This is a genomic window from Leptolinea tardivitalis, assembly GCF_001050275.1.
GTDB lineage: Bacteria > Chloroflexota > Anaerolineae > Anaerolineales > Anaerolineaceae > Leptolinea > Leptolinea tardivitalis.
This window is the reverse complement of record NZ_BBYA01000014.1, coordinates 33,820-57,056: the sequence shown is the minus strand read 5'-3', so window position 1 is coordinate 57,056 and position 23,237 is coordinate 33,820. Positions and strand designations below refer to the sequence as shown.

General features: G+C 40.7%; 20 protein-coding genes. 10 read left to right on the top strand and 10 right to left on the bottom strand.

What is annotated here, in order from left to right:
• Window positions 1–161: 161 nt before the first annotated feature.
• The gene (locus LTAR_RS15620) at window positions 162–1,463 is read left to right on the top strand and encodes an MFS transporter (RefSeq protein WP_062423247.1); all 1,302 of its coding nucleotides are present in this window, start codon (window positions 162–164) and stop codon (window positions 1,461–1,463) included.
• Here LTAR_RS15620 and LTAR_RS15615 read toward each other — a convergent pair.
• The 3 genes from LTAR_RS15615 to LTAR_RS15605 form a co-directional block, all read right to left on the bottom strand.
• Window positions 1,447–2,304, bottom strand: coding sequence for a hypothetical protein (locus LTAR_RS15615; protein WP_158423460.1), 858 nt, complete (start codon window positions 2,302–2,304; stop codon window positions 1,447–1,449). The two genes, LTAR_RS15620 and LTAR_RS15615, sit on opposite strands and share 17 nt — an antisense overlap.
• A 63-nt stretch (window positions 2,305–2,367) precedes the next feature.
• Entirely contained in the window at window positions 2,368–2,772 is a 405-nt protein-coding gene (gene mce / locus LTAR_RS15610) for a methylmalonyl-CoA epimerase (RefSeq protein WP_062423245.1), read from the bottom strand.
• An 8-nt stretch (window positions 2,773–2,780) separates the two neighbouring features.
• Window positions 2,781–4,430: an acyl-CoA mutase large subunit family protein gene (locus LTAR_RS15605; protein ID WP_062423244.1), complete on the bottom strand. Its 1,650-nt coding sequence runs from the start codon at window positions 4,428–4,430 to the stop codon at window positions 2,781–2,783.
• A gap of 84 nt (window positions 4,431–4,514) precedes the next feature.
• Here LTAR_RS15605 and LTAR_RS15600 point away from each other — a divergent pair, with 84 nt between their 5' ends.
• The 6 genes from LTAR_RS15600 to LTAR_RS15575 all read left to right on the top strand — a co-directional run bounded on the left by LTAR_RS15600 (window position 4,515) and on the right by LTAR_RS15575 (window position 11,205).
• The gene (locus LTAR_RS15600) at window positions 4,515–5,765 is read left to right on the top strand and encodes a cation:proton antiporter (protein WP_062423243.1); all 1,251 of its coding nucleotides are present in this window, start codon (window positions 4,515–4,517) and stop codon (window positions 5,763–5,765) included.
• The gene (locus LTAR_RS15595; RefSeq protein ID WP_062423242.1) at window positions 5,765–6,127 is read left to right on the top strand and encodes a hypothetical protein; all 363 of its coding nucleotides are present in this window, start codon (window positions 5,765–5,767) and stop codon (window positions 6,125–6,127) included. Before LTAR_RS15600 ends, LTAR_RS15595 begins: the two co-directional genes overlap by 1 nt.
• A 91-nt stretch (window positions 6,128–6,218) precedes the next feature.
• The gene (gene rplI / locus LTAR_RS15590) at window positions 6,219–6,752 is read left to right on the top strand and encodes a 50S ribosomal protein L9 (protein ID WP_062423241.1); all 534 of its coding nucleotides are present in this window, start codon (window positions 6,219–6,221) and stop codon (window positions 6,750–6,752) included.
• A gap of 84 nt (window positions 6,753–6,836) precedes the next feature.
• Window positions 6,837–8,291: a helix-turn-helix domain-containing protein gene (locus tag LTAR_RS15585; protein ID WP_139044601.1), complete on the top strand. Its 1,455-nt coding sequence runs from the start codon at window positions 6,837–6,839 to the stop codon at window positions 8,289–8,291.
• Window positions 8,291–9,628, top strand: a complete 1,338-nt coding sequence (gene rimO / locus LTAR_RS15580) for a 30S ribosomal protein S12 methylthiotransferase RimO (protein WP_062423239.1) — start codon at window positions 8,291–8,293, stop codon at window positions 9,626–9,628. The genes LTAR_RS15585 and rimO overlap by 1 nt, the downstream gene beginning before the upstream one ends.
• 17 nt (window positions 9,629–9,645) lie before the next feature.
• Complete coding sequence (locus LTAR_RS15575; protein ID WP_062423238.1) at window positions 9,646–11,205, top strand: glycosyltransferase family 39 protein; 1,560 nt, start codon at window positions 9,646–9,648, stop codon at window positions 11,203–11,205.
• Between the two features lie 68 nt (window positions 11,206–11,273).
• On the opposite strand, the gene LTAR_RS15570 is transcribed toward LTAR_RS15575, so the two are convergent.
• Together LTAR_RS15570 and murJ are read right to left on the bottom strand one after the other, a co-directional pair.
• Entirely contained in the window at window positions 11,274–12,545 is a 1,272-nt protein-coding gene (locus LTAR_RS15570) for a tetratricopeptide repeat protein (protein ID WP_062423237.1), read from the bottom strand.
• A gap of 21 nt (window positions 12,546–12,566) precedes the next feature.
• Window positions 12,567–14,111, bottom strand: a complete 1,545-nt coding sequence (gene murJ / locus LTAR_RS15565; protein ID WP_062423236.1) for a murein biosynthesis integral membrane protein MurJ — start codon at window positions 14,109–14,111, stop codon at window positions 12,567–12,569.
• A 133-nt stretch (window positions 14,112–14,244) separates the two neighbouring features.
• On the opposite strand from murJ, the gene LTAR_RS15560 reads away from it, so the two are divergent.
• The 3 genes from LTAR_RS15560 to LTAR_RS15550 are packed head-to-tail and all read left to right on the top strand — an operon-like array spanning window position 14,245 to window position 16,594.
• Window positions 14,245–15,066: a metal ABC transporter ATP-binding protein gene (locus LTAR_RS15560; protein WP_062423235.1), complete on the top strand. Its 822-nt coding sequence runs from the start codon at window positions 14,245–14,247 to the stop codon at window positions 15,064–15,066.
• A complete protein-coding gene (locus LTAR_RS15555) occupies window positions 15,063–15,893 on the top strand; it encodes a metal ABC transporter permease (protein ID WP_062423234.1) in 831 nt (276 codons plus the stop codon). Before LTAR_RS15560 ends, LTAR_RS15555 begins: the two co-directional genes overlap by 4 nt.
• Window positions 15,894–15,910: 17 nt before the next feature.
• On the top strand, window positions 15,911–16,594 hold the full coding sequence (locus tag LTAR_RS15550; protein ID WP_062423233.1) for an SAM-dependent methyltransferase: 684 nt from the start codon (window positions 15,911–15,913) through the stop codon (window positions 16,592–16,594).
• On the opposite strand, the gene selB is transcribed toward LTAR_RS15550, so the two are convergent.
• Genes selB through LTAR_RS15525 form a run of 5 tightly spaced genes read right to left on the bottom strand, consistent with a single transcriptional unit; the run spans window position 16,575 to window position 23,173 of the window.
• A complete protein-coding gene (selB, locus tag LTAR_RS15545; protein ID WP_062423232.1) occupies window positions 16,575–18,485 on the bottom strand; it encodes a selenocysteine-specific translation elongation factor in 1,911 nt (636 codons plus the stop codon). The genes LTAR_RS15550 and selB overlap by 20 nt on opposite strands.
• 2 nt (window positions 18,486–18,487) lie before the next feature.
• Entirely contained in the window at window positions 18,488–19,666 is a 1,179-nt protein-coding gene (locus LTAR_RS15540; protein ID WP_062423231.1) for a coiled-coil domain-containing protein, read from the bottom strand.
• A 52-nt stretch (window positions 19,667–19,718) separates the two neighbouring features.
• Window positions 19,719–21,107: a proton-conducting transporter transmembrane domain-containing protein gene (locus tag LTAR_RS15535; protein ID WP_062423230.1), complete on the bottom strand. Its 1,389-nt coding sequence runs from the start codon at window positions 21,105–21,107 to the stop codon at window positions 19,719–19,721.
• A complete protein-coding gene (locus tag LTAR_RS15530; RefSeq protein WP_062423229.1) occupies window positions 21,104–21,688 on the bottom strand; it encodes a hypothetical protein in 585 nt (194 codons plus the stop codon). The genes LTAR_RS15535 and LTAR_RS15530 overlap by 4 nt, the downstream gene beginning before the upstream one ends.
• A complete protein-coding gene (locus LTAR_RS15525; RefSeq protein ID WP_139044600.1) occupies window positions 21,689–23,173 on the bottom strand; it encodes a hypothetical protein in 1,485 nt (494 codons plus the stop codon). It lies immediately after the preceding gene.
• Window positions 23,174–23,237: the final 64 nt, after the last annotated feature.

The following is a 23,237-nucleotide window of genomic DNA, read 5'->3' as shown; positions in this document are numbered from 1 at the left end:
CCTGATGAGTCCAATTTAGCCGATTCAAGCCTGTATTATACTATTCGAACTTTATTTCTACAGTATATAAACCATTTGTTCTTAGAATTAATTTACCATTTATAACTGTCTTTTTTATTTTCCTTTATAATCAATTGAAAATCCCCACCGAGAGTGACAATATGGAAAAAGACCATAAAAAGATCATCAATGCCTGGGCGATGTACGACTGGGCAAATTCAGCGTTTGCCACCACAATCATGGCGGCGGTTTTACCAGTCTATTATGCCAGTGTAGCGGCAGCCAATCTGCCAGGTAATTCTGCAACAGTCTACTGGGCATACACCACATCCATTTCATTGTTGATTGCAGCCATTGCCAGTCCCATTCTTGGTGCTCTGGCAGATTTCAGCGGCTCGAAGAAACGGCTGCTGGCTCTCTTTGCCTTCATCGGTGTTCTTGGAACAGCATTGCTCTATTTTGTAAAAACCGGTGATTGGCTGATGGCTTCCATCTTCTTTATTGTGGGGGATCTGGGTTTTGCTGGTTCTCTGGTTTTCTATGATTCGTTGCTGCCCCACATCGCTTCAGGGGAAGAAATGGACCAGGTATCATCCAAGGGATATGCACTCGGTTATCTCGGTGGTGGGTTGTTACTGGCTGTCAATCTTGTGATGATCATGCTGGCACCTAAAGAATTGACAGGTCTCATGTCACGGTTGAGTTTTCTCTCCGTGGCAATCTGGTGGTTTGTTTTTACAATACCGCTTCTCAAATATGTCCCTGAGCCTGACCGTCACATTATGGCCGGTGAAGAAGAAATTAACCCATTGAAGGCCAGTTTTGGCCGCCTCGGTAGAACCTTCAAAGAAATCAGAAAATATCGTCAGTTATTCATCTTTCTCATAGCATTCTGGTTTTATAACGATGGCATTGGAACAATAATCAAAATGGCCACGATTTACGGTGCAGAGATCGGAATCGGGCAGACTACACTCATCGGAACATTGCTGATGGTTCAATTTGTCGCCATTCCCTTTGCATTCCTTTTCGGGTGGCTGGCAAAAAAGATTGGCACAAAAAAATCCATTTATCTTAGCCTGCTCATTTATACACTGATTGCCATATTTGGATATTTCATGCAACAGGAATGGCATTTCTGGGCATTGGGTTTTGCCGTGGCGACAGTTCAGGGTGGAAGTCAGGCTTTAAGTCGTTCTCTGTTCGGCCGTATGATGCCAAAGAGTAAATCGGCAGAGTTTTTCGGGTTTTTCAGTGTCAGCGAGAAATTTGCCGGAATTGCCGGTCCGTTTGTATTTGGTGTTGTTGGTCAATTAGTCGGTCACAGCCGCTTGAGCATTGTTTCCCTTATCATCTTTTTTATTATTGGTGCGATTCTTTTAAGCCGTGTTAATGTGGAAGAAGGTATTGCCATCGCTGAAAAAGAAGAAGCTGCTTTACAGGAAGTCACTGTTCAAGCTTGACAGGTTCTTGACCCGATTCGGTAAATACCCTTTCAAACACCGGAATAATTCCGGTGTTTTTTATTCTGCTAAACCCATTAATGAATTGAAAAAGAGCACAGAGTTCTAATGAAAAAGGCAGATATCCCAAATAGCCAGGCGCTGGCATTTCGAAAATTTTTGCAAAGTTTACATAGGGAACTGTATAAATCCACTTAGGATAAGAATAATAATTCCAGCATTCCCAGAAGAAACCTGTGACAAGTACCCCAACAAAGAGGCATAAAACTGGACGCCAATCTTTCTTTTCCAAAAAATCATACAATCCAGATGTACCCAACCAGAAATTTACAGGTTCAACAATGAAATAGATAGATAACCACATGAACGGGAAGAAGTACTTCGGCCAGATCAGTAGAACTGTCAGCATTACTATACCTGTAAGTAAAGAAAGAACGGCTGTTCTGCCTGATTTTTGAATTCTTATATTTATAAAAATTGGTTTTACCCATTTAAATGTACTTGCCAGTTCGGATGATTCAAAAACAGCCGGAATCACAACCGAAAAATTTATGGTTGCCATAAGGAAATATTCTATAGTATTGAGGTTTTCGACACCCAGATAATGCCAGTTTTGTACTCGTCTGTTTAGTATTTCAAACAACCACCAAAACGGAGCAGAGGTACAAAATAAAAATACAAATCCTCTAACATTTCTGTTTATTTGACTTGTATTGGATCGGAGAAATACCATTCCATCAACAATAAGAATATAGCCCAACCAAAGAGGGAAAAAAGCGTACATGGATCGTGTCCCTGGCAAGAACCAATTCATTGGCCAAAAGACAGCTACCAAAACCATGCCGGCCCATCCCCATACCGGGTACTTTTTACATTGTTCTGTAAAATTTTTCATAAACAAAGTCTAGACAACTTGATAAAGCTCCACCAACACCCCTCCAGTGCTTTTAGGGTGGATAAACGCCATTTTTCTACCCGGTTCTTCCATTGGGACTGAATTAATTAACCGGATACCTTTTTCTTGCAGAGTCTGCAACATTCCTTCAATATCATCTACCTGCAGACAAATATGATGAATTCCCGGTCCACGGTCTGTCAAGAATTTTGCTATGGTCGAATCTTCATCTGTCGGTTGCACTAGTTCTACCTCGCTTTGACCAACTGGAAGAAAAGTCACTTTTGATTTTTGGGCGACAACATTTTCAGTATGGTCTACAGCTAATCCCAGGGCATTCTGCCAGAAAGCAGAAGACTCTTCCGAATTTTTTACAGCTATTCCAATATGATGAATTTTCAGAATTTTTGCCATAATCACCCTTATGAAAAAGATGGGGCCTGATATTCACCCCAAAGTTGTTTTAATACACCGGTAATCTCACCAAGAGTGACATTGTTTTCAACACACTCAATAAACAGAGGCATCAAGTTATCTGTGGTTTTAGCCGAAGTTTCCAGTCTGGTGAGTAATTCTGTTACCTTTTGATGATCTCTTGAAGTTTTAAATTCCTGCAGTTTTTGAATTTGTCTAATCTCAATCTGGTTGTCAACCTTAAGACGGTCCAGATCCTGTTTCTCATCTATCTGAAATTCATTCACACCAACAATTATCTGGTCATTGGATTCAACGTCTTTTTGAAATGAATAAGCCGAATTTTGAATTTCATTTTGAATATACCCTCGTTCGATCGCCTGTAAAGCTCCTCCCATTTCATCGATCTTTTGTATATACGCAACGGCTTTATTTTCAATTTCATTGGTTAGTTGTTCAACTAGATAAGAACCGGCAATCGGGTCCACGCTGTCTGCCACACCGGATTCGTGAGCGATTATTTGTTGCGTCCTGAGGGCAACCCTCACTGATTTTTCTGTTGGAAGCCAGAGGGCTTCATCCATACTATTTGTATGGAGTGATTGTGTGCCACCCAGAACAGCTGCCAAAGCCTGCAAGGTAACTCGAATTACATTGTTTTCCGGCTGCTGTGCAGTCAATGTTGAACCGGCTGTTTGTGTATGAAAACGAAGCATCCATGATTTTTCGTCTTTTGCCCCAAATCGATCTTTCATGATTCTCGCCCATAATCGGCGTGCAGCCCGGAATTTGGCAATTTCCTCAAAGAAATTATTATGGGCATTGAAGAAAAATGACAATTGTGAGGCGAAATCATCAACAGGCAGCCCGGCATTAATGGCAGCATCGACATAGGCAATCGCATCAGCCAGAGTGAAGGCTACCTCTTGAACTGCCGTAGCGCCGGCTTCACGAATGTGATATCCAGAAATACTGATGGTATTCCAGTGGGGAATATGTTCTGTGCAGTATTGAAAAACATCGGTGATTAGCCGCATTGATGGCTTTGGAGGAAAAATATATGTTCCTCTGGCTATATATTCTTTCAAGATATCATTTTGAATTGTTCCCCGTAAACATTTTTCTTCTACACCCTGCTTCTTTGCCACAGCAATATACATAGCCAACAATATAGATGCGGGTGCATTAATCGTCATGCTGGTGGAAACTTTGTCTAGAGGGATTCCATTAAATAAAGCCTGCATATCATCGAGACTGGAAATCGAAACTCCCACTTTTCCAACTTCGCCAGCAGATATGGGGTCATCGGCATCATAACCAATTTGAGTCGGTAGGTCAAACGCTACAGAAAGTCCAGTTTGTCCTTGATCCAATAAATATCGATACCGCTTGTTAGATTCTTCCGCTGTCGCATATCCAGCATACTGGCGCATTGTCCAGAACCGGCTTCGATACATGGATGGTTGAACACCTCTTGTAAAGGGATATTCTCCAGGTAATCCCAATTCTTTTTCATAATTCAAATCACTTGGCATCGCAACAATTGGGATTTCAATTCCCGATGTAGATTTGAATATTTTTTTTCGTTCAGGTGCTTTTTTTATTGAAGCGGCATATCTTGTAGACATCCATTGTCTCTGATAGTCTTCAATCGTCATCGTCGCCTCGAGAAATTTGGAATTTGATAATTAAGTATACAGTGAATAGCATATTGAAGTTTATTTTGATAAAATAAATTCACTATGACAAATTTTCTCCAATTACTCACAGCATTAATAATTATTCTTTCAGCAGCAAAAATCGCCGGTCATGTTAGTGTTAAGTTTGGCCAGCCATCTGTTTTTGGTGAATTGCTCATAGGGATTATTTTAGGGCCATCGCTGGTAAATCTTATCAACCTGCCATTTATTTCTGATATGCATCTAATCGATACTATTGATGAAATGGCAGAAATAGGTGTGCTGCTTCTGATGTTTCTGGCTGGAATTGAGCTTCACTTGCGTGAATTGGCCCGCAGTTCACGTGTAGCTATGTTTTCAGGTTCACTGGGGGTCATATTTCCGATTCTTCTTGGTTTTTTGGGCGGCATACTGCTTGGTATGGAATTCAAGATTGCATTATTTGTCGGCCTTACACTGGCAGCAACCAGTGTCTCAATTTCTGCTCAGACATTAATGGAATTAGGATATTTAAAGACACGTGTTGGCTTTGGCTTGCTCGGTGCGGCAGTTTATGACGATATTTTTGTTATTTTATTGTTATCCATCTTTGTCGCTTCCATTGAAGGTGTATTTAGTGCTGCAAGTGTTTTCCTTCTCATCCTTCGAATGGTCATTTTCTTTTCTCTAGCTGGTGCCTTTGGTTATTTCATCCTTCCCAAATTAGTTAAGCGTGTTTCTGCAACATCTTCTAGTCAGGGAATGCTCACTTTTACGCTGGTTATGGTCTTCATCTATGGTTTATCGGCAGAATTAATTGGCAATATGGCAGCAATCACTGGTACCTTTTTTGCCGGTCTTTTCTTCTCACGCACAATAGAAAAAGATCAAGTATCAGCTGGCATACAAAACCTGGCTTACGGATTTTTCGTTCCGATTTTCTTTGTTAGCATAGGTCTGAAAACAAACCTTCGATTATTCTCACTCGAATCACTCGGTTTCCTTATCGTAATGTTACTTGTTGCAGTCATCAGCAAGATTTTAGGCTCCGGTCTCGGTGCCAAAATCGGGGGATTATCATGGCAAGAATCCTATCAACTTGGTAATGGAATGATTTCAAGAGGTGAAGTAGGATTGATTGTGGCCAGTATCGGTGCGAATTCAGGTCTTATTACTTCCGCCGTTCTAACAGATATTGTGATAATAGTTTTGATATCAACTCTTATTACACCCATCCTACTAAAAAAGAGTTTTACAAATCCACCAGTTTTTTTTATTATTAAAGATAAAAAAGCATCCACAATTGAACCCGTAAAATCCGAGGAGGTTGAATAATGTTTTTCATTCTTTTTGTTTTACAGGATACGGATAAATTGGACCAAATTTTGGATGCATGGCAAAAAGCTGGTGTGTCGGGGGTAACGATTTTACCAAGTATTGGAATTGTAAAGATGAAGGAAAAGCGAGCCTTACAAGAAGATTTTCCTATCATTCCTACATTGGAAGACCTTGTTGAATCTCCTCAAAATCATTCTCGTTCGTTATTTTCTATCGTTCAAACTCAAGAAATAGTTGATGCCGTTTATAAAGCAACTATTGATATCGTAGGTCTGCTTACAAATCCAAATTCGGGTATTTTTGTAGTCTTACCAGTTCTTTCTGCTTATGGCATAGAGCGTTCTTCTACGAAGAATTAAGTTTGACCAATCTCCTTTCAACTGGTAAAATATTTGTTTGCAAAGACCGTAGTACCCTTCGGTCTTAATCATTTTTGAAAGGGCTTAGAGAATGAAAGTATTATTAATCAAAGATGTTTATAAGCTTGGCCGCGCCGGTGATGTAAAAAAAGTAGCTGATGGCTATGGCCGCAACTTCCTGCTTCCCCAGGGTTTTGCTGTTCTGGCAACTATGGGAGCTTTGAAACAGGCTGACAAAATTCGCGCTCAGGCATCTGTTCGTCGTGCTGAACTCAACAGTGAGATGGGCAGTGTTGCAGAAAAAATCAATGGTATTGTTTTGACATTTGCCTCCAAAGCTGGAGAAACCGGAAAACTGTATGGTTCCATTACCACGCAAATGATTGCAGAGGCACTCAACAGCAAATGTGGCACAAACATTGATCGCCGCGCCGTAGAAATTCAACCTGTACGTACTCTTGGTGAACACAAAGCTCGTATTCGTCTGACAATGGACCTTGTACCTGAAATCAAGATCATTGTTCATCGTGAAGGTGAAACTGTGGCTGTCCCCACCACTACAGCCGCCCCTGTTGCCGAAAAGGTTGAAGCGGCAGAAATTGAAACCGCTGAAACTTCGGCATAACAAAAAATATTATTTGTATTTACTATTTTCCGGCCAGCTCCAGCTTTGACTGGCTGGCCGGTTTTTTTGATTGAATCTCAATTCATGCAAACTTCCATCGGCGAACAATTTAAACAGGCTCGGTTAGCCCGGAAAGCATCCATTGAGGATGTCTCCAGGGCGATTCATATCCGTTCATATTTTATTGAAGCCCTGGAAGAAGGGAAATTTGATGAGATTCCATCACAGGCACAGGTCAAAGGCTTTATTCGCCTGTATTCAGACTGGCTGGGATTGGATACTCAAATTCTTCTGGATTCGCTATTCCCTAAACCGGAAATTTCAATTCCCGTTCAACCACAGAATTTTGAACCAGAGAAGAAAACAAAGATTAATTTCTTCAACAAATTTAAAAAGGAATCAGTTGTTTCTGATTTGACTGCAAAAACTGAACCAATCGAATCGCATAATAGAGACAGTTCAGTTGAATCTCCGGCACCCATATCAGAGATTGAAACCAATGATGAAATAGTTGACCGATCTGTCAAACCCCAGATTACGTCAAGTATCCTATTTCAACAAATTGGCAGTGAATTAAAAACTTGCCGCGAAAAACTCAATATTTCAGTCGATGAAATTGAAAAATTGACTCATATCCGTGCAAGATATCTACTTGATATGGAAAACGGAAATTTCAATGACATTCCATCAATGGTTCAAGCCCGCGGTCTATTGAATGGATATGCAACCTTTCTGAATATTGATTCTGATCAAATTTTAAGTAAATTTGCAGAGGCACTGCAACAGCGCCGCATTGAATTACTTCCACCCGAGCCTGAACTTGTAAAAGAAAAAAAGGCTAAAAGCACTCCTAAAAAAGAAAGAACTGGGATTACTCGATTCATTACTCTTGATTTTATAGTGGGCAGCGTGACAATTATAGGTCTAGTGATTTTTGGCACCTGGTCAGCTATTAAAGTCATTTCTACTCACAATAAAACTGTTGAAAAACCGCCTGCCATCGCTGATGTTTTAATGCAAAATCCAACAAGCGAATCCCCTTTCAAAGGCACTCAAACCATAGAACCAACACTTTTGGCCCGTAACCCGGAAGACATTGGGAAAATTCCTACGGCAAATACGAATTTAAATCAACCTCAAACGAATGAATCACCCACTCCCCCTGTACCCAATCTGGGTAAAGCTTCCATGCAGGTATATATCATTACCAATCAAAGAGTGTTCCTTCAGGTAACAACAGGTCGAAAAGTCGCCTTCCTGGGTCGGACTGTTCCGGGCAATGCATATCCGTTTACTTCTGATGAACGTATCGAAGTTGTCAGCGGTGATGCCGCTTCCCTTCAAATTTATTACAACCAGAAGGACCTTGGCACCCTCGGTCTTCCTGGAGAGCCGTTACGATTGATCTTTTCAAAGGATGGCATTGCTACCCCAACATCAGCTGTGACCTCTGCTCCAACCAGCACTCCTCTGGCAACATTAACGTTGCGGCCAAGTCCTACTTCAGTTCCTCCTACAATTACCCCTTATATACCTTGATGAAATCTAAAAAGACATTCTATTTAGAGTCATTAGGCTGTGCCAAGAATACAGTTGATTCCGAATCCATGGCCAGCCTTCTTATTCGTGATGGATACTCTGCTGTTGAAAAACCATCGCAGGCTGATGTATTGCTTGTTAATACATGCGGATTTATATCTGCCGCCCGTCAGGAATCTCTTGATGCTCTTAAAAGGCTTTCTTCCCATAAAAAAAACAGTCAAATCCTGATTGCAGCCGGATGCCTGACCCAGCGCGATCGCTATCTGATTGTCAATGAAATATCCAATATTGATGGAATTCTTGGAACCCGCCGATGGATGGATATTATTGAGTTATTGGAGAAAATTCATCAAACCCCATCGCGACAGACTCCTTTGTATCATCTTCCAGATGTTCCTACCATTGGTACAGATGAAAAGGGTGTTTTACGAGTGGCCGTCCAGGGACCTAGCGCATATTTGAAAATTGCAGATGGTTGCCGCAGACCCTGCGCATTTTGTTCAATACCCCTTATCAAGGGCACAGCCGTCAGCCGTCCAATGTCAACCATTTTGGCAGAAGCCGAGTATCTACAGGAAAATGGCGTTAAAGAGATCAATTTAATAGCCCAGGATGTAACGGATTATGGAAGTGATCAGGGGAAAAAAGATGCTTTACCTGATCTTCTTGATCAATTGAAAAAAAACGTACCCAATATTCCATGGATCCGTTTACTCTATGCCTACCCCGGGGCAGTCTCAGACAGGTTGATTACCCAACTATCTGAAGGAGCCGTTGTTTTACCATACCTGGATATTCCCTTGCAGCATGCTCACCCAGAAACATTAAAACGAATGAAACGTCCATCCAATATGGAATGGGTATTTGGTACGATTGAAAAACTGCGTAAAGGTAATCCACAAATTGCACTACGAACCACATTCATCGTTGGTTATCCCGGTGAAACTGAAGATGAATTCAATACCTTGATGGATTTTGTTCGAACTGTGAAATTTGACCGTGTTGGCGTCTTTACTTTTTCATTTGAACCAGGTACCAGCAGTGAACCGTTGGGTGATCCTATTCCACAGGAATTGAAGGAAGAACGATTCAATATTTTAATGGCCGAGCAGGAACGTATCTCGTTGGAAAAGAACCAGGAATTTATTGGCAAAGAACTATCTGTTCTAGTTGAAGGAATGGACAACGGGATATCCATTGGCCGCAGTTATAGAGATGCCCCTGAAATAGATGGCCTTGTCATCGTAGAAGGCCAATTGCCTGTCGGAGAGATTTCCCATGTTCAGGTTACCGGTGCCATGGCATATGACCTGGTTTCCCGTCCGCTTCAATAATTACTACAATATGATGGATGAGAAGATTATTTTCATCCATTTGCCATTATTTTTATGATCACTTCTCCTGGAAAGATGGGATTGTATTAATAATCTGTGTTGGGGTATTTTTCGGCACATTGGTGATCAGCGATCAGATTTTCGATCGAATGCCCCACCTGGAAGATGAATTCGCCTACGTCTGGCAGGCACAAGTTGCCGCCAGAGGTGAGATATTCAGACCGTCTCCCGCCTGCCCTCGTTGTTTTCTCGTTCCATTTGTCATAGACCACAACGGACTTCGCTATGGGAAATATCCACTTCCCTGGCCGGTCATGCTTTCATTTGGGATCAATTTGCACGTCCGTGATTATGTGAATCCATTTCTGGCGGCCTGGTGTATCTGGCTTATCTATCAGCTCATTCAGAAGATTCTTTCCTCTCGTTCTGCCATTATTGGCGCTTTATTATTAGCTTCTTCACCTTTCTTTTTGATACTTTCTTCTACTTTACTATCCCACACATTTTCATTATTTCTTGTACTTGTCTTTTTTAACAGTTGGCTGGACATCTTTCCGAAGAATAATGACAAATTACCTTTCTGGATGTTAGTGGTAATTTCCAGTTTCTCTCTAGGTTTGTTAATGCTTTCCCGCCCGTTAACCGCATTGGGAGTAATCGTCCCCTTTCTTTTATCTGGTTTTATTCTTTTGATTACTGGATCTCATCAACAAAAGCGTTTACTTTATGTTATGGCCGGTATTGTTATGCTCTTCATACCCGTTTATTTCTTATGGCAATATGTTTTAACGGGTGATCCTCTCCGAAATCCATATACATTTGTATGGCCATATGACACGATAGGGTTTGGTCCCGGTATTGGTCGCCAGACAGGTGGTTACCAACCCCGTATGGCGATTTTGAACGCCCGGGCTTCTTTATACGTCGGCATGTTTGATTTATTTGGCTGGTTAAGTTATTCCTGGGTTTTCTTGCCGCTTGGATTGCTGGTACTGATTATCCATCGTAACTGGCGCGCTCTCATGATGAGCGGCACATTGTTTACGCTTATCGCGGCATATGCACTCTACTGGATAGGTTCCGACCTGCTGGGACCTCGATATTACTTTGAAGCCCTGCCAGCCTGTGTTTTACTTTCAGCTGCCGCAATAGACTGGCTGCTTGGCAGGCTTCCACATCTGAATGGTGGCCAATTTTGGAAAGCCATTTCTTCATGGCGTTTTATAACGATATCTACTATATTTGTGCTGCTTATTTGCTGTTCTCTATTTTTCTACCTGCCGCAGCGCCTGCCGCGTTTTCATAACCTTTATGGAGCCAACAGAGATAGGCTTCAGCCCTTTATCACCAATGACAGACCAGGAATCACACCGGCTCTGGTGATCGTCCACATCACTCAATCCTGGACAGACTATTCTTCCCTCACTGAGCTCAGCAATCCATATTTCGATACACCTTTTGTTTTTTCTCTCAGCAAAGGTGCTGCCATGGATGCCATGGCTGCCTCCATGTTTCCAAAAAGGCTAATCTGGCATTATTATCCCGATGAGCCTTTTATTTTACGATCATTTCAATAATGATTATCTGTAGAAACCAGAACCATTCAAAATGGAAATAAACCAACTATCTAATTACTATATAATTATCATGTTGGTACCGCAGTTGGCTCTTCAGTTGGTACATCTGTTGTTCCAATAGTAGGTACTACTGTTGGTTCGACAGGAACCGGTGATTCACTGGTCGGTTCAGGATGAGCAGTAGGTGGCACCGCTTCCGTCGGGGGAGTACATTTTCCTGTGGCTTCGTTTAATTTTTTCTGGGTGGCTTCATCTACAGATAGTTGCAGGGCATTCTGGTATTGCTGAACCGCGCTGCAAGGATCATCCTTGGCCATCAATTGATCACCATAAAGGATTGATCCCATCCGGTATCTTTCCGCTGCTGTCATTCCTGAAGCATCTCTCAAACCTGGAGCTGTTGCATAGAACTGGGCAAAGAATTCCAGAACCTTTGGCCAATCGACAGCCCAGGCAGCTGCACCATACAGGTAATATCCAGCCGTCTGCCGGTAGGATAAGGCATCTTTATCCAGAGGTCCATATTGCCCAGCCATCGTGATGTCATAAATCCCTTGTTCCAGGAGACCACTGTTTATTCGAGCAATTCCTCTATTACGCAAAGAAATATAATACAGGCCGTCTACTTGAATAGCCCTGTATGTTCGGTCTACATCACGAAGAGAATCAAGTGTGGTAATCGCCGCATTCCATTCATTATTGGCAACCTGTTGTCTGGCCTGAACGAATAATTCCTCGGTATTGCGGGTATCTTTTGTTGGAACAGGTGTAGGAACGTCAGCCACAACTGCTGTTGGAGTTGAAACCATTGCCTGGGCCATCATGACTTCAGCCAGCTTCTCTTTAATTCCAGGGAAATCCGGGTTTAGCTGAACAATATATTCCAGACGTTTTCGGGCAGTATCTAACTTGCCCTGTGACTGATCAAGAAGAGCCAGTTGGAACTGTGTCGTAGCCACGACAGCTATCTTATTTTTTTGTTCAGCCAGTCGTGCTTTAACAGCTGCATTGTATCCAATCCATCCGCCAATTCCACCACCGATTATGATAAGGATTAAACCAATTAAAATCCATTTCCAACGTTTGGGTTTTGCGGTTGGCAGCGGCTGTGTAGGAGGATCACCAGGCGGCGTAAGATTTACTTCATCATCCAATTTGACAGGATGAACTGCCTGGGTTTCACTAAGATTAGAATCTATTTCACGAATTGGTCTTGTGGTTCCCGGTGCAACGCGTACCTGCATGGTCTTTCCTTCATGTAAAGCATCTATTACCACGGGTGATGTATCTTCCGGATTGATTTCGGGAGTTTCCAATTTATTTGTTTTTTTCTTCGCCATGGTGTAAATTATAACCTCTTATCACAACCGTGTTAATTGCTTCATTTCTTTCCATAATAACGGTAGAGTGGCTACTCCACCAAGAACCAAAGCGATTAATGAAGCAAATAATGGTCGAGTGTAGTCCTGAAGTAATAATAAAGAAATTGTTGTGACTAATCCACCAATTAATGCTGCCGCCAATCCTCTTGGTATTGAAGAAGAAAAACTGATATTCTGATGTATTCTCTTTTTAAATACCCAGAGTAAAATGACGGCTTCACTTGTATAAGCCAGACAATCTGCCAGGCTGATGCCTACCGCACCCAACAGACTGGTTAATCCAACTGCCAAGCCCAGGAAAATGATTAAATTCAATCCGGCTGCCCACAAAGGGGTAATTGCATCTTTTTGGGAATAGAAAGACCGCACAGCAACTTCCAGAACACATTGTCCGGCCAAACCTAGCAGGTATCCACGGGTAACCCAGAGTACCAGATCAGTCTGCTCTGGTGTGAATTTAAAGGCAGTTGAGATCACTCCGCCCAACCCGGAACCCAGTACAAAGGCAACAGGTAAGGTCAATACAATCAAAGTCTGAACGGCTCTTTCGATTGTTCTGGCAAATTCTTCCCATTCCTTTTTGGCTGCTAACTCTGCGAGACTTGGCAGCATGGCGGTGCCAATGGCTGTACCAATAAAAGTCTCCGGAAATTGAAAAAACATCCATCCATAGGTGAGGGCAGAAACAGACCCTGTTGATAAACGGCTGGCGATATTGTCTCGAACAATGAAAATCAATTGAATAAATACCATGGTCACCAGACGGGGCCCCAGAATTGTCAACACCTGGCGAACAGCTTTATCTTCCAGATGAATACCCGGTTGCCAGTGATATCGGTATTTAATTAGACCAGGAACTTGAATAAGAAGATGAAAAACAGCACCAATTATGACACCATAGACTAAACCGTATACTCCCATCCCAAATGCCGGTAATTGTATTGAGCCAATCCGATAACCCTCTGTGGGAGAAAGCACTAAAGCCCCAAATATCTGTCCCAGATTGTAAAGTACCGGTGCGGCAGCCGGAAGGATGAAATGTTGGTTTGCCTGAAGACCTGCCAATACAAGTCCTGATATTGAGAAGATCACTGTGGCAATAAGGTTCAGGCGCATTAATTCAGCCACTAACATCTGTTGTGGCCTTTCAAATCCTGGTGCAATCCCTATTTGCCATATAACCAACTTATCGCTAAGCAAAGCGATAATAATCGCTAAACCGGCTGTCACAATAAAAGCCAGGTTGGCTATGCGTGAAAACAATCGCCAGGCTGATTCTCGCCCTTCCAGAGTCAAAGTCTGTGTCAACACGGGAATAAATGCCATAGCCAGGGCACCCCCTGAAATCAGCGCGAAGAGCATGTCAGGCAGATTATTGGCTACATTAAAAGCATCCAATTCTTTTGAAAGTCCAAATTGCCTTACGATTATGATTTGTCTTAGAAATCCAATAACTTTATCGATTAAGAAAAAAGCGGCAACAATGGCAGAATTTTTTGCGATCTGACTGAGTCTGATTTTCATGGTTGGTCCCAATCTTCAAAAAGAATATTTTATCAAACTCTTGACAAGAAATCTCTTTTATTGATAATGATAATGTTTTTCAATTACAAAAAAAAATCAGGTTTGACAATTACCTGTAAGGTACTGGATTGCAATGGGAAACCAGGAATTAAAAGAGGGTATTTTTTCAGAAATACCGGCAAGAATTGATATTTCAGATGTATCAGTCATCTATAATAACAGACCGGCATTAGATCATGTATCGCTTTCTGTTCCACATGGTTTACAGGTAGCTGTTGTGGGACCTAATGGCGCCGGAAAATCTACCCTGTTTAAATTGCTGGTTGGATTAATCCATCCAGATACGGGTACGATTCAAATTCATTCCCAACCACTGGGGGATGATGCCTATTGTGTGGCATATGTTCCACAAAGGGAAGAGGTGGATCTCCGCTTTCCAGTTACGGTTCAGGAAGTCATTATGATGGGTCGCTATCGACACTATGGTCTTATTAGAAAACCATCACAAAATGACCGCGAAATTGTCCGTATTGCCATGAAACGTTTGGGAATTCAAAAATTAGCGAATTCGTCTTTGAATGAACTTTCCGGCGGTCAATTGCAGAGGGTGTTTCTTGCTCGTGCAATTGCGCAAGAGCCGCATATTCTTTTGATGGATGAACCATTTAATGGAGTGGATTTATCAACTCAAGAGGCGACTTTTGAACTTCTTGATGAATTAAAAAAACAACAGGTTACTGTGATGGTTTCAACACACGATCTAAACATGGCCGCTACAAGATTTGAAGCCATTGTATTGCTCAGGCATCGCTTAATTGCCTATGGGAAACCTGCCGAGGTGATGAAACGCGAACATCTGGCAGCCGCCTTTGGTGAGCAACTATTCATGTTGGATGGTGCAGCACTGGTTGATCATTGTTGTCCACCCGATTCGACCGAGGTGAACCACCTATGATCACATGGATTACTCAACCTTTGATGTATGAATTCATGCAACGCGGTTTATTGGCGGCTGTGATTGTAGGTTTGGTCTGTTCAATAATTGGCTGTTATGTTGTTTTACGATCCATGGCTTTTCTGGGTGATGCTCTGGCCCATGCCATTCTGCCCGGCATTGCCATTGCGTATCTTTTTGGTGGCAACCTTATGATAGGAGCACTTGTCGCCTCCATTCTGGTTGCTCTTGCAATTGGCTTCTTTTCAAAACATGGCACCATACGTGAAGATACAGCCATTGGTGTGTTGTTTTCTGCTGCTTTGGCTTTGGGTATTGCCATCATAAGCACCATTCGGACATATGCAGTCGATCTTAGCCACATCTTATTTGGCGATGTTTTGGGCGTTAGCTCATCAGACCTTATTCAAATTTCCATTCTGGCTTTTGTAATAATTATGCTTGTTCTGGTTTTTTATCGACCATTCAAGATCATTTCCTTTGATCCTGTTCTTGCTACAACACTTAAATTACCAGCTGAACAATTAAGAACATTACTTCTTATCCTAATTTCTCTTACTATTGTTACCTCTCTTCAAACTGTAGGGATTGGTCTGGTGGCCGCGATGCTCGTCACTCCGGCGGCTTCCGCTTTTCTCCTTACCAATCGACTTTCACGTATGATGTTGGTTTCAGCCGGGATCGGGGTGTTATCCAGTGTTTTGGGTTTATACATAAGTTATTATGTAAGCATTGCATCAGGTTCTGCGATCGTTCTTGTTTCGACGTTGATCTTTATCTTTTCCTATTTATTCTCACCGAGGAAGGGAATTCTTCGGGTATCTTAACCTGATTGGATATCATTATGGATCTTCGAAATATAAAGCTGGGAATTTTGTATATTGTGGCTACTCCCATTGGAAATCCGCGTGATATAACCCTTCGAGCCATTGATATTCTGCGAGAAGCCGATGCCGTTATTTGCGAAGATCGAAAAATCGGATCCAGACTGGCAAAAAGTATTGGAATTGATGTGAAAGAATGGATTGAAGCAAGTGAACATAACGAAAGTCGCGCTGGTGACCTTGTTCAGGAAAAATTGTTATGTGGTGCTTCGATAGCGCTTATCACAGATTGTGGAACCCCCGTCTTTTCTGATCCTGGGGCGAGATTAATTGAGAGAGCTATAGGAATAGGAGCAAAGGTAGTGCCTGTTCCAGGTGCATCATCGCTTATGGCAACATTATCAATTCTGGACCTGCCTCTTACAAAATTTTACTTTGCCGGTTTCTTGCCTCGACAGCCAGAAGAACGAGTAGCCATGTTGGAATACATTCGAAAAATGCATATTCCAATCGTTCTTATGGACACCCCCTATCGAATGGACACGGTCTTGAAGGATTCCATAAAAGCATTTGGATCAGGAAAACGTGCTGTGTTGGCTTGCGATCTTACGTTACCCGGAGAAATCATTTATCGTGGAAATCTGGGGGAGATATACAAACAGGCTGGCGGTAAAAAGGCAGAATTTATCCTGGTAGTTTATTGATTTTCCCCAACCTGCGAACATCGCCGTCACGGAGTGTCACCCCCGATCTGTCCAAATATTCAAGAAAAGCCAATGCATACTTGCGGGTGGATTTGAAATAGTCTCGAAATTCGGCAACTGTTATCTCGTTCTTTTTTGATATAGTCTGTATTACAAAATTCGTCATCTTTTCTATTTCAGAATCTCTGAAATAGATATCAGTTGAAACCCGGATTATTTTTCCATCTGCCACCAAAGCATTGAATACTTTCTTCCCAACAACCTCAGTTATTTCCATTTCATCTGGCGGTTTATACGGACGTTGATCCCAGATTTTGAATAATTCCTCAATCTTTCCAATTTGGTCTGCAGAGAATTGAATTGAATAGTTGGGAAGCTGGAGATGTTCATTTTTTTTAATAATCAGTTTTAAATATAGAGCATGATTTAAAAGAATTTCTAATAAATCTTTATTGATTTTAAGGGACTGTTGCAGCTCAATTTTTGATATTCCATCAGACATTGGATTTTTAGTGTGATATCCATCCAATAGATTCATCATTTTTTTCCTAAATTCTGTCCAATTCTCTGTAGTAATAAATGCCTTTTTATCAAAATTTGTTTCTTTGCTTAATAAATCAATAATTTTCCTAGAATCTATGAGTCTTTCTATTTCTATTCTTATGATTTCAGGAGATTCTGGAATTCTTGCGTACAAATCTTTCGTAGAAAATATGAAGTTCTGGTCTGCAATTCCCAAAATTTTTTCATCCAATGTTCCATGGAATATTCTTGCCAGTGTTTTTAGGTTGTTTTCGTCAAAACGTTTATATTTTTGTGGAACATCCACACGCATTATTTCTCCCCCGCCTATAGTCAAAGACAGTGATGGATTCCGTAGAATTATGCGATCTCCAATTTCAACAGGAATTGGATCAGAGAATTCAATTTGAATATATCCTTCGCTTCCTGGATTAATTTCTTCAGCACCCAGTAACCTGATGCGCCCCATTCTTGATGCAGCAAAGAGATGGACTTTCACTTGATCGTTATGTTTCAAACTTTTTAAGGATTCGCTCAATACAGTTACATGTGCATCAATCCGCTTAGAAGGTCTACTGGCTTGCCCCCCAGTAATCATGTCACCTCTCTCTACGGTGGAAGCATCAATTCCCTGAATGTTGATTGCCACTCGTGACCCAGGGAAAACCTGATCAACGTTTCTCTTCAAGGATTGAAGACCCCGGATGCGGCTGATGATTCCTTTGGGTAGAATGCAAATTTCATCACCCGTGTGTAACATTCCATCCATTAATGTTCCAGTAACTACGGTGCCAAATCCTTTTATCGTAAAAACTCTATCAACGCTTAACCGTGGCCTGGAAATGTCTCGCCTATTCTTAATACCTGAAATAACATTTTCTATAGCTTCGATCAATTCTGGAATTCCAGCCTTTGTTTTTGCAGAAATTGGAATGATGGGTGAGGATTCCAGAAATGTATTTTTCACCGATTTCCGAATGTCCTCGGTGACTATTTCCAACCATTCATTATCTGTTACCAGATCACACTTTGTTAATGCTATGACACCATAATTAATAGCTAACAAGTCAAGGATTTCCAGATGTTCCCGTGTCTGAGGCATAACGCCTTCATCAGCCGCAATAACCAAAACAACGGCATCAATCCCCCCAACACCAGAAATCATATTATCTACAAAATCAATATGTCCAGGAACGTCAACAAATCCGATGGTTTCGCCGCTGGGTAGATTCATCCAGGCAAATCCCAGATCAATGGTCATTTGCCTGGTTTTTTCTTCTTTTAATCGATCAGGATCCATGCCCGTTAAAACCGAAACAAGTGTTGATTTCCCATGATCAACATGTCCGGCTGTACCGATAACTTTCATGATTATCCGTTGGTTTTGGAGACCTGATTGAATTCTTCTGCCCAGGAATGGCTCATTAATACCAGGGCTTGAAGACGTTTCTGTGTTTCTTCATTGATCTGAGTAATCATGTCATTGATATCAGCTGATAGGTCTTCCAGTTTAACAATGCGTTCTTGATATTTTTCTAATTGACGCATCAATTCTCTAAATTGTTCTTCCTGGCTTAATGAATAATTCGTCCACCGTTTTTGATCATCATTTTTGAAGCCGCTCCACTCCTGCCGGAACCTGTCTTCATTTATCCGAGACATTTCAGTGATTTCATTTATTCTTCGATCAAACTTTTGTGTAATATCATCAAATGTATCTTGAGATCGTTTTACGGCTCGTTGCATGGCTTCAAGAGTCTGTAATTGAGTATCAATCGTCGTAGTTTGTTTTTCAAAAGCTGAGAATCTATCCTGCCATTCTTTCCAAGTTCGATCCCGCTCTACCTGTTGCAAAGATTGTTTTTCGATAAACGCGTTTACAATTTGTCTACGTTCTGTTTCTGCCGTTAATAATTCAGCTACGCGCATTTCTAGTTTTCGAACGGAATCAGTTGTCATATCAACTTTACCGCGTTGTTCATCCTGACGTTTTCTTATGGCAGTTACTTCACCCAGGAGATCAGAAAGACGTTTTGAATCCTGTCTTCTTCCTTCTTCTAAAAGGCGAAGCGTTCGTTTATATTCTTCATCACCATGTGAAATATCTGCAATTTTCTTATCGGTTTCACCCAACAATCGGTTTAATCTGAACTCTTCCTCTTGCCTTACCTGTAAATTTCTTCTTATTTCGTTGATTGCTTCCAAATTTTTTCGAAGTTCTGCGAGATTTTTATTTATCGTATCAATTTCTTTTGATCTTGTCTTCTCAATTTCGCGATTTTGATCAATTCTTGCTTTGTCAATTAATTCGATATTTTTTGTCAGCTCTATTCTTAATGTACTGATAGCGGAATCAATTTGTTCAAATTTTCCGGTAAGAGAAGTAATCCGGCTCGTTTCAGTTTGAATAGTTTTTACTTCCTGCGAAGCACTAACAATACTGGCTTCCAATGAAGTCAGACGATCTATCAACATGGCAATTGTTGTTTTATCTTTTCGACGTTCTTCATCAAGCCATTCGATTTTTTTGTTTAGTTGCTCTAAATCCATAATGAACCCTTCTTGATGGTCTCGAAAAAATTATACCATCCGGATATTATCGTTATTTTAGATTTGGGAAAGCCTGAAGCATTGAGAGCAATGTTTTATATAGTGGAAGAGGAAATACACCAATTAACAGAAATAACAAATTCCATCCATATAAATACAATTTTTCAGTGCGGGAAATTTGTACATCTATTCTTGGAGAATACAACTTTTGAATTTTTCTTATGAAACGTATTGAGCTTAGCAGGAAAACAAGGATACAAATTGTTACCCAAATCATAGCAGTAAAATCTTTTTTTGCCAGTGATTCAAATAATGAAAGTCTAGAGTAAAACGCGGGTAAGACAGGTATTCCTGCAATAGAAAATGTTGATAAAAAGAAACCAAAAATCATTGCAGGGTGTATGGATAAAGCCTGTTTCTCCGTATTGTTTTCTTCCAATTGTTGAATAAAGGTTAATAAAACAGACCATAAGGAAATAGCCATTATTCTTGGGAGGATCATGAGTACAAAGGCATTCCAACCACCTGTATCATTGAGGCTCAATGATATTAGAGATAATCCAGTTTCAAAAGAGATCAGGTAAGCTGTAGTTCGATAGATATTTTTCTCAAAAAAGAAAAATAAGGAACTGCTGGCCAATAATAGTATGCCTATGAAACGTAAGACAATAAATATTCTGGCATCATCTCTTAACCAAACAAATCCGTCTAGATACCGAATGATCAAAATTAATGTTGCCGTATTAAAGAGTAGAAGAACGAACCCAACCTCAAATGGAGGTTTTTCTTCTGATATCTGTGTCATCCAGGCGTTAAATGGGAAAACTCCCAACCAAAATGAAAATCCAAGCCCAAGTAATACTAAAGCCTGGAATATTAGTCTTGTTTCTGTTGGATTGGCTTCAATGGCAGACAAAACCCAACCAGAAATAAGCATAAACGGCATCGCAATAGATTGAAAAATGAGAAACCGCATCACTCCATTAGAGGGTAATTTTCCGTAAGAAGTTAATAGAACTACAGATAAAATGACACAAATCTCCAATAATAATGCTGCATAAAGAAAAGGTTGAACCGATAACGCACCAATAAAAAGACCAGTCAGGAAAAAACTAAGCGGCACGAATTTTACAGGAACATCAATAATGAATGCCATCGATATAAAGAAGAAGAGAATGACATAAATTAATGATGTATATATCAGATCTCCATTTCGTAGAGTAAAGCTTCTCCCTAAAAAGGAGATGGATGGTGAAAATTGAAATACAAATTCTCCAATTCTAATCAGGGGCTTGCCAATTGGAACCAGGCTGCTTGATATGAAAAAGAAAATTGAAAATCCAAGACCCCAGATTAATGTACGCCTTTCATCTTTTCGGATTGTCCACAGAAATATGGCAACAAGTAAAGGCATTCCAATCCAAAGTATGGGAGCGCTCATTCAACCCTCAACTCTTCCTCGGTTGAATGAAAATATACGGTCAACCAGGCCAAACCAATGGTAAGAAAAGCAAGTACACCTGAAACTAAAACAGAACTTTCTATAGAGGCATACATAACTTCAAAGCCACTGATAAATGTGATTAATCCAATAATTGTTCGGATAATATTTCGTGAAAATCCGACCTGTATAATTCCACTGCCCAAAAGGAGCATTCCTCCCCAGAGTATTTCAACTCTGGCAGGAATCAGGTTTTGAATCAAGGATGAACTTGAAAATGCTAGAAGCCAGATCATGGCGATGACCAGAAATCGGAACCCAAAGCCAGATGTCATAGTTTCATTCTCTTTTTCAAGTATCGAATCTGGATGAACGGAACTAACAATCGCGATGGCGATCCAACCACCAATTAGTTTTACTGCGCTTTCAGCGAAAGACCATGAAAGTGTTGTTAACCAGAAAACTGAGAAAACCTGGAATACCCAGGCGATAGAAATCCATCTCCATTGGTTTAATACAAACTCAATGGTTGTGGCAACCAGTATAAGTAACACGGCAATAATGGAAATATTCTGAAGCATTTATGACATACCCAGACTTTGTAGAATGGTGATGACCAATACCAGACAAAGTATCGCCCAGAGAATACCTCCATCACCTTCTAACAAATTGTTGATTGTCGAAATAGGTAAAGATAGTTTATTCTGAAATCCTGAGAAAAAACTAAAGCGAGAAAATTGAGATTTTTCCAAAAGTTTCAAATATAAGGTCTTACCAGAAGCTATACCAGATTCAAAATTAAAAAGATTCATCCTTTCAAAAAAGAAAATGACAAAACCGGCCACAGTCACAATGATTGGTTGGATCACTATATTGAGTCTAAATAAACCAGGCATCCATTGAAGAAGAATTATCCATGATGAAATTATTGGAAAGATAAGACCGGTAGGTGAAAGATATACCGCCCAACGTTCTCCCTCTGGATTTTCAAAGTTTTCTTTTTTAAGTGTCTTTTTTATCGAATAATAAAATAGTAATGTTGCAGGTATGAGAAAGATGATACCGGGTATTTGTCCTTTTACTGTAAAACCTGAATAACCGGTATTGTTTGGAGTAAAAGGCAATCCACTAAAACTGGCCAAAGCCAGTACTCCTACTATCTTGGAAAACGTATTTACAGGGTATTGTAAAACCAATACTAAAAAAATCCCAATCGAGCAGATTAATAGCTGGATTCCAGAGGCAGAAAACCCATATAAAAATTCACTCATGATCATACATGCAAAGACAATTTTAAGAACAGCCGCATTTGAGCTTGTTTTTCCAATCAGTAAGACTATTATGGCAAATATTGAAATACCCAAAAGATAAAGCAGAAAACCAGATTTAATGGCCGTATTATTTGTTGGAACAGATAACCTGAACAATACAGATAAGGTAATGCACATATCCATACAAATCCGGGAAATAAATAAACCCTCCTTGGTCTCACGCGGTGAACCGGTCACTTTGTTTATTGGCAACATAACCATTCGAATAACGCAACTGGCAAGTATCAGATACATCGGTCCTGGTTGTATGGATTTCCAATCATCGGAAACATCAGGCAATGAACTGTTCCATGCCAGTGAAATAATCAATAAAATCAAACTGACAAAATGCCACACAGAATTTGTAATATTGAAGGAAAACTCTTCATTTGTTTTTCCTGAAAAAGATAGAAAACCGATATCAACAATATCAAAAATTCCGATTAATAAAATAACTGTTAGCAAATTTCCAGTCTGACTTGCCAGATATCCAAGAGCGCCTAGTAATAGAATACCCGCCCATTCCCAGCAATCAGCATCGCGACCAATTCTTGCAGAAGAAACAATCAAAAGAGAAATAGTTACGGCGCATATCATGAATGCAATTGGCCAGGAAATGATATCTATTTGTAAAAATGGAAATAGGTAAGCAGCTCCCAAAGAATCCAGCGAATGAAATGAGAGATTAAAAGGCAGCCTATTTTTGAAAAGTAAAGTAATAATCCAGGCAATTACAGACGCCAGAATTGCAACCAACCAGGCAATTCCCGGCCCTCTGGGTACGAAATTCAATACAACCACAGCGATAGCGGCACTGAGA

Coding starts and splice junctions, on each gene's coding strand:
- LTAR_RS15620 (WP_062423247.1), top strand. CDS start 162: ATGGAAAAAGACCATAAAAAGATCATCAATGCCTGGGCGATGTACGAC.
- LTAR_RS15615 (WP_158423460.1), bottom strand. CDS start 2,304: ATGGTTTTGGTAGCTGTCTTTTGGCCAATGAATTGGTTCTTGCCAGGG.
- mce (WP_062423245.1), bottom strand. CDS start 2,772: ATGGCAAAAATTCTGAAAATTCATCATATTGGAATAGCTGTAAAAAAT.
- LTAR_RS15605 (WP_062423244.1), bottom strand. CDS start 4,430: ATGACGATTGAAGACTATCAGAGACAATGGATGTCTACAAGATATGCC.
- LTAR_RS15600 (WP_062423243.1), top strand. CDS start 4,515: ATGACAAATTTTCTCCAATTACTCACAGCATTAATAATTATTCTTTCA.
- LTAR_RS15595 (WP_062423242.1), top strand. CDS start 5,765: ATGTTTTTCATTCTTTTTGTTTTACAGGATACGGATAAATTGGACCAA.
- rplI (WP_062423241.1), top strand. CDS start 6,219: ATGAAAGTATTATTAATCAAAGATGTTTATAAGCTTGGCCGCGCCGGT.
- LTAR_RS15585 (WP_139044601.1), top strand. CDS start 6,837: ATGCAAACTTCCATCGGCGAACAATTTAAACAGGCTCGGTTAGCCCGG.
- rimO (WP_062423239.1), top strand. CDS start 8,291: ATGAAATCTAAAAAGACATTCTATTTAGAGTCATTAGGCTGTGCCAAG.
- LTAR_RS15575 (WP_062423238.1), top strand. CDS start 9,646: ATGAGAAGATTATTTTCATCCATTTGCCATTATTTTTATGATCACTTC.
- LTAR_RS15570 (WP_062423237.1), bottom strand. CDS start 12,545: ATGGCGAAGAAAAAAACAAATAAATTGGAAACTCCCGAAATCAATCCG.
- murJ (WP_062423236.1), bottom strand. CDS start 14,111: ATGAAAATCAGACTCAGTCAGATCGCAAAAAATTCTGCCATTGTTGCC.
- LTAR_RS15560 (WP_062423235.1), top strand. CDS start 14,245: ATGGGAAACCAGGAATTAAAAGAGGGTATTTTTTCAGAAATACCGGCA.
- LTAR_RS15555 (WP_062423234.1), top strand. CDS start 15,063: ATGATCACATGGATTACTCAACCTTTGATGTATGAATTCATGCAACGC.
- LTAR_RS15550 (WP_062423233.1), top strand. CDS start 15,911: ATGGATCTTCGAAATATAAAGCTGGGAATTTTGTATATTGTGGCTACT.
- selB (WP_062423232.1), bottom strand. CDS start 18,485: ATGAAAGTTATCGGTACAGCCGGACATGTTGATCATGGGAAATCAACA.
- LTAR_RS15540 (WP_062423231.1), bottom strand. CDS start 19,666: ATGGATTTAGAGCAACTAAACAAAAAAATCGAATGGCTTGATGAAGAA.
- LTAR_RS15535 (WP_062423230.1), bottom strand. CDS start 21,107: ATGAGCGCTCCCATACTTTGGATTGGAATGCCTTTACTTGTTGCCATA.
- LTAR_RS15530 (WP_062423229.1), bottom strand. CDS start 21,688: ATGCTTCAGAATATTTCCATTATTGCCGTGTTACTTATACTGGTTGCC.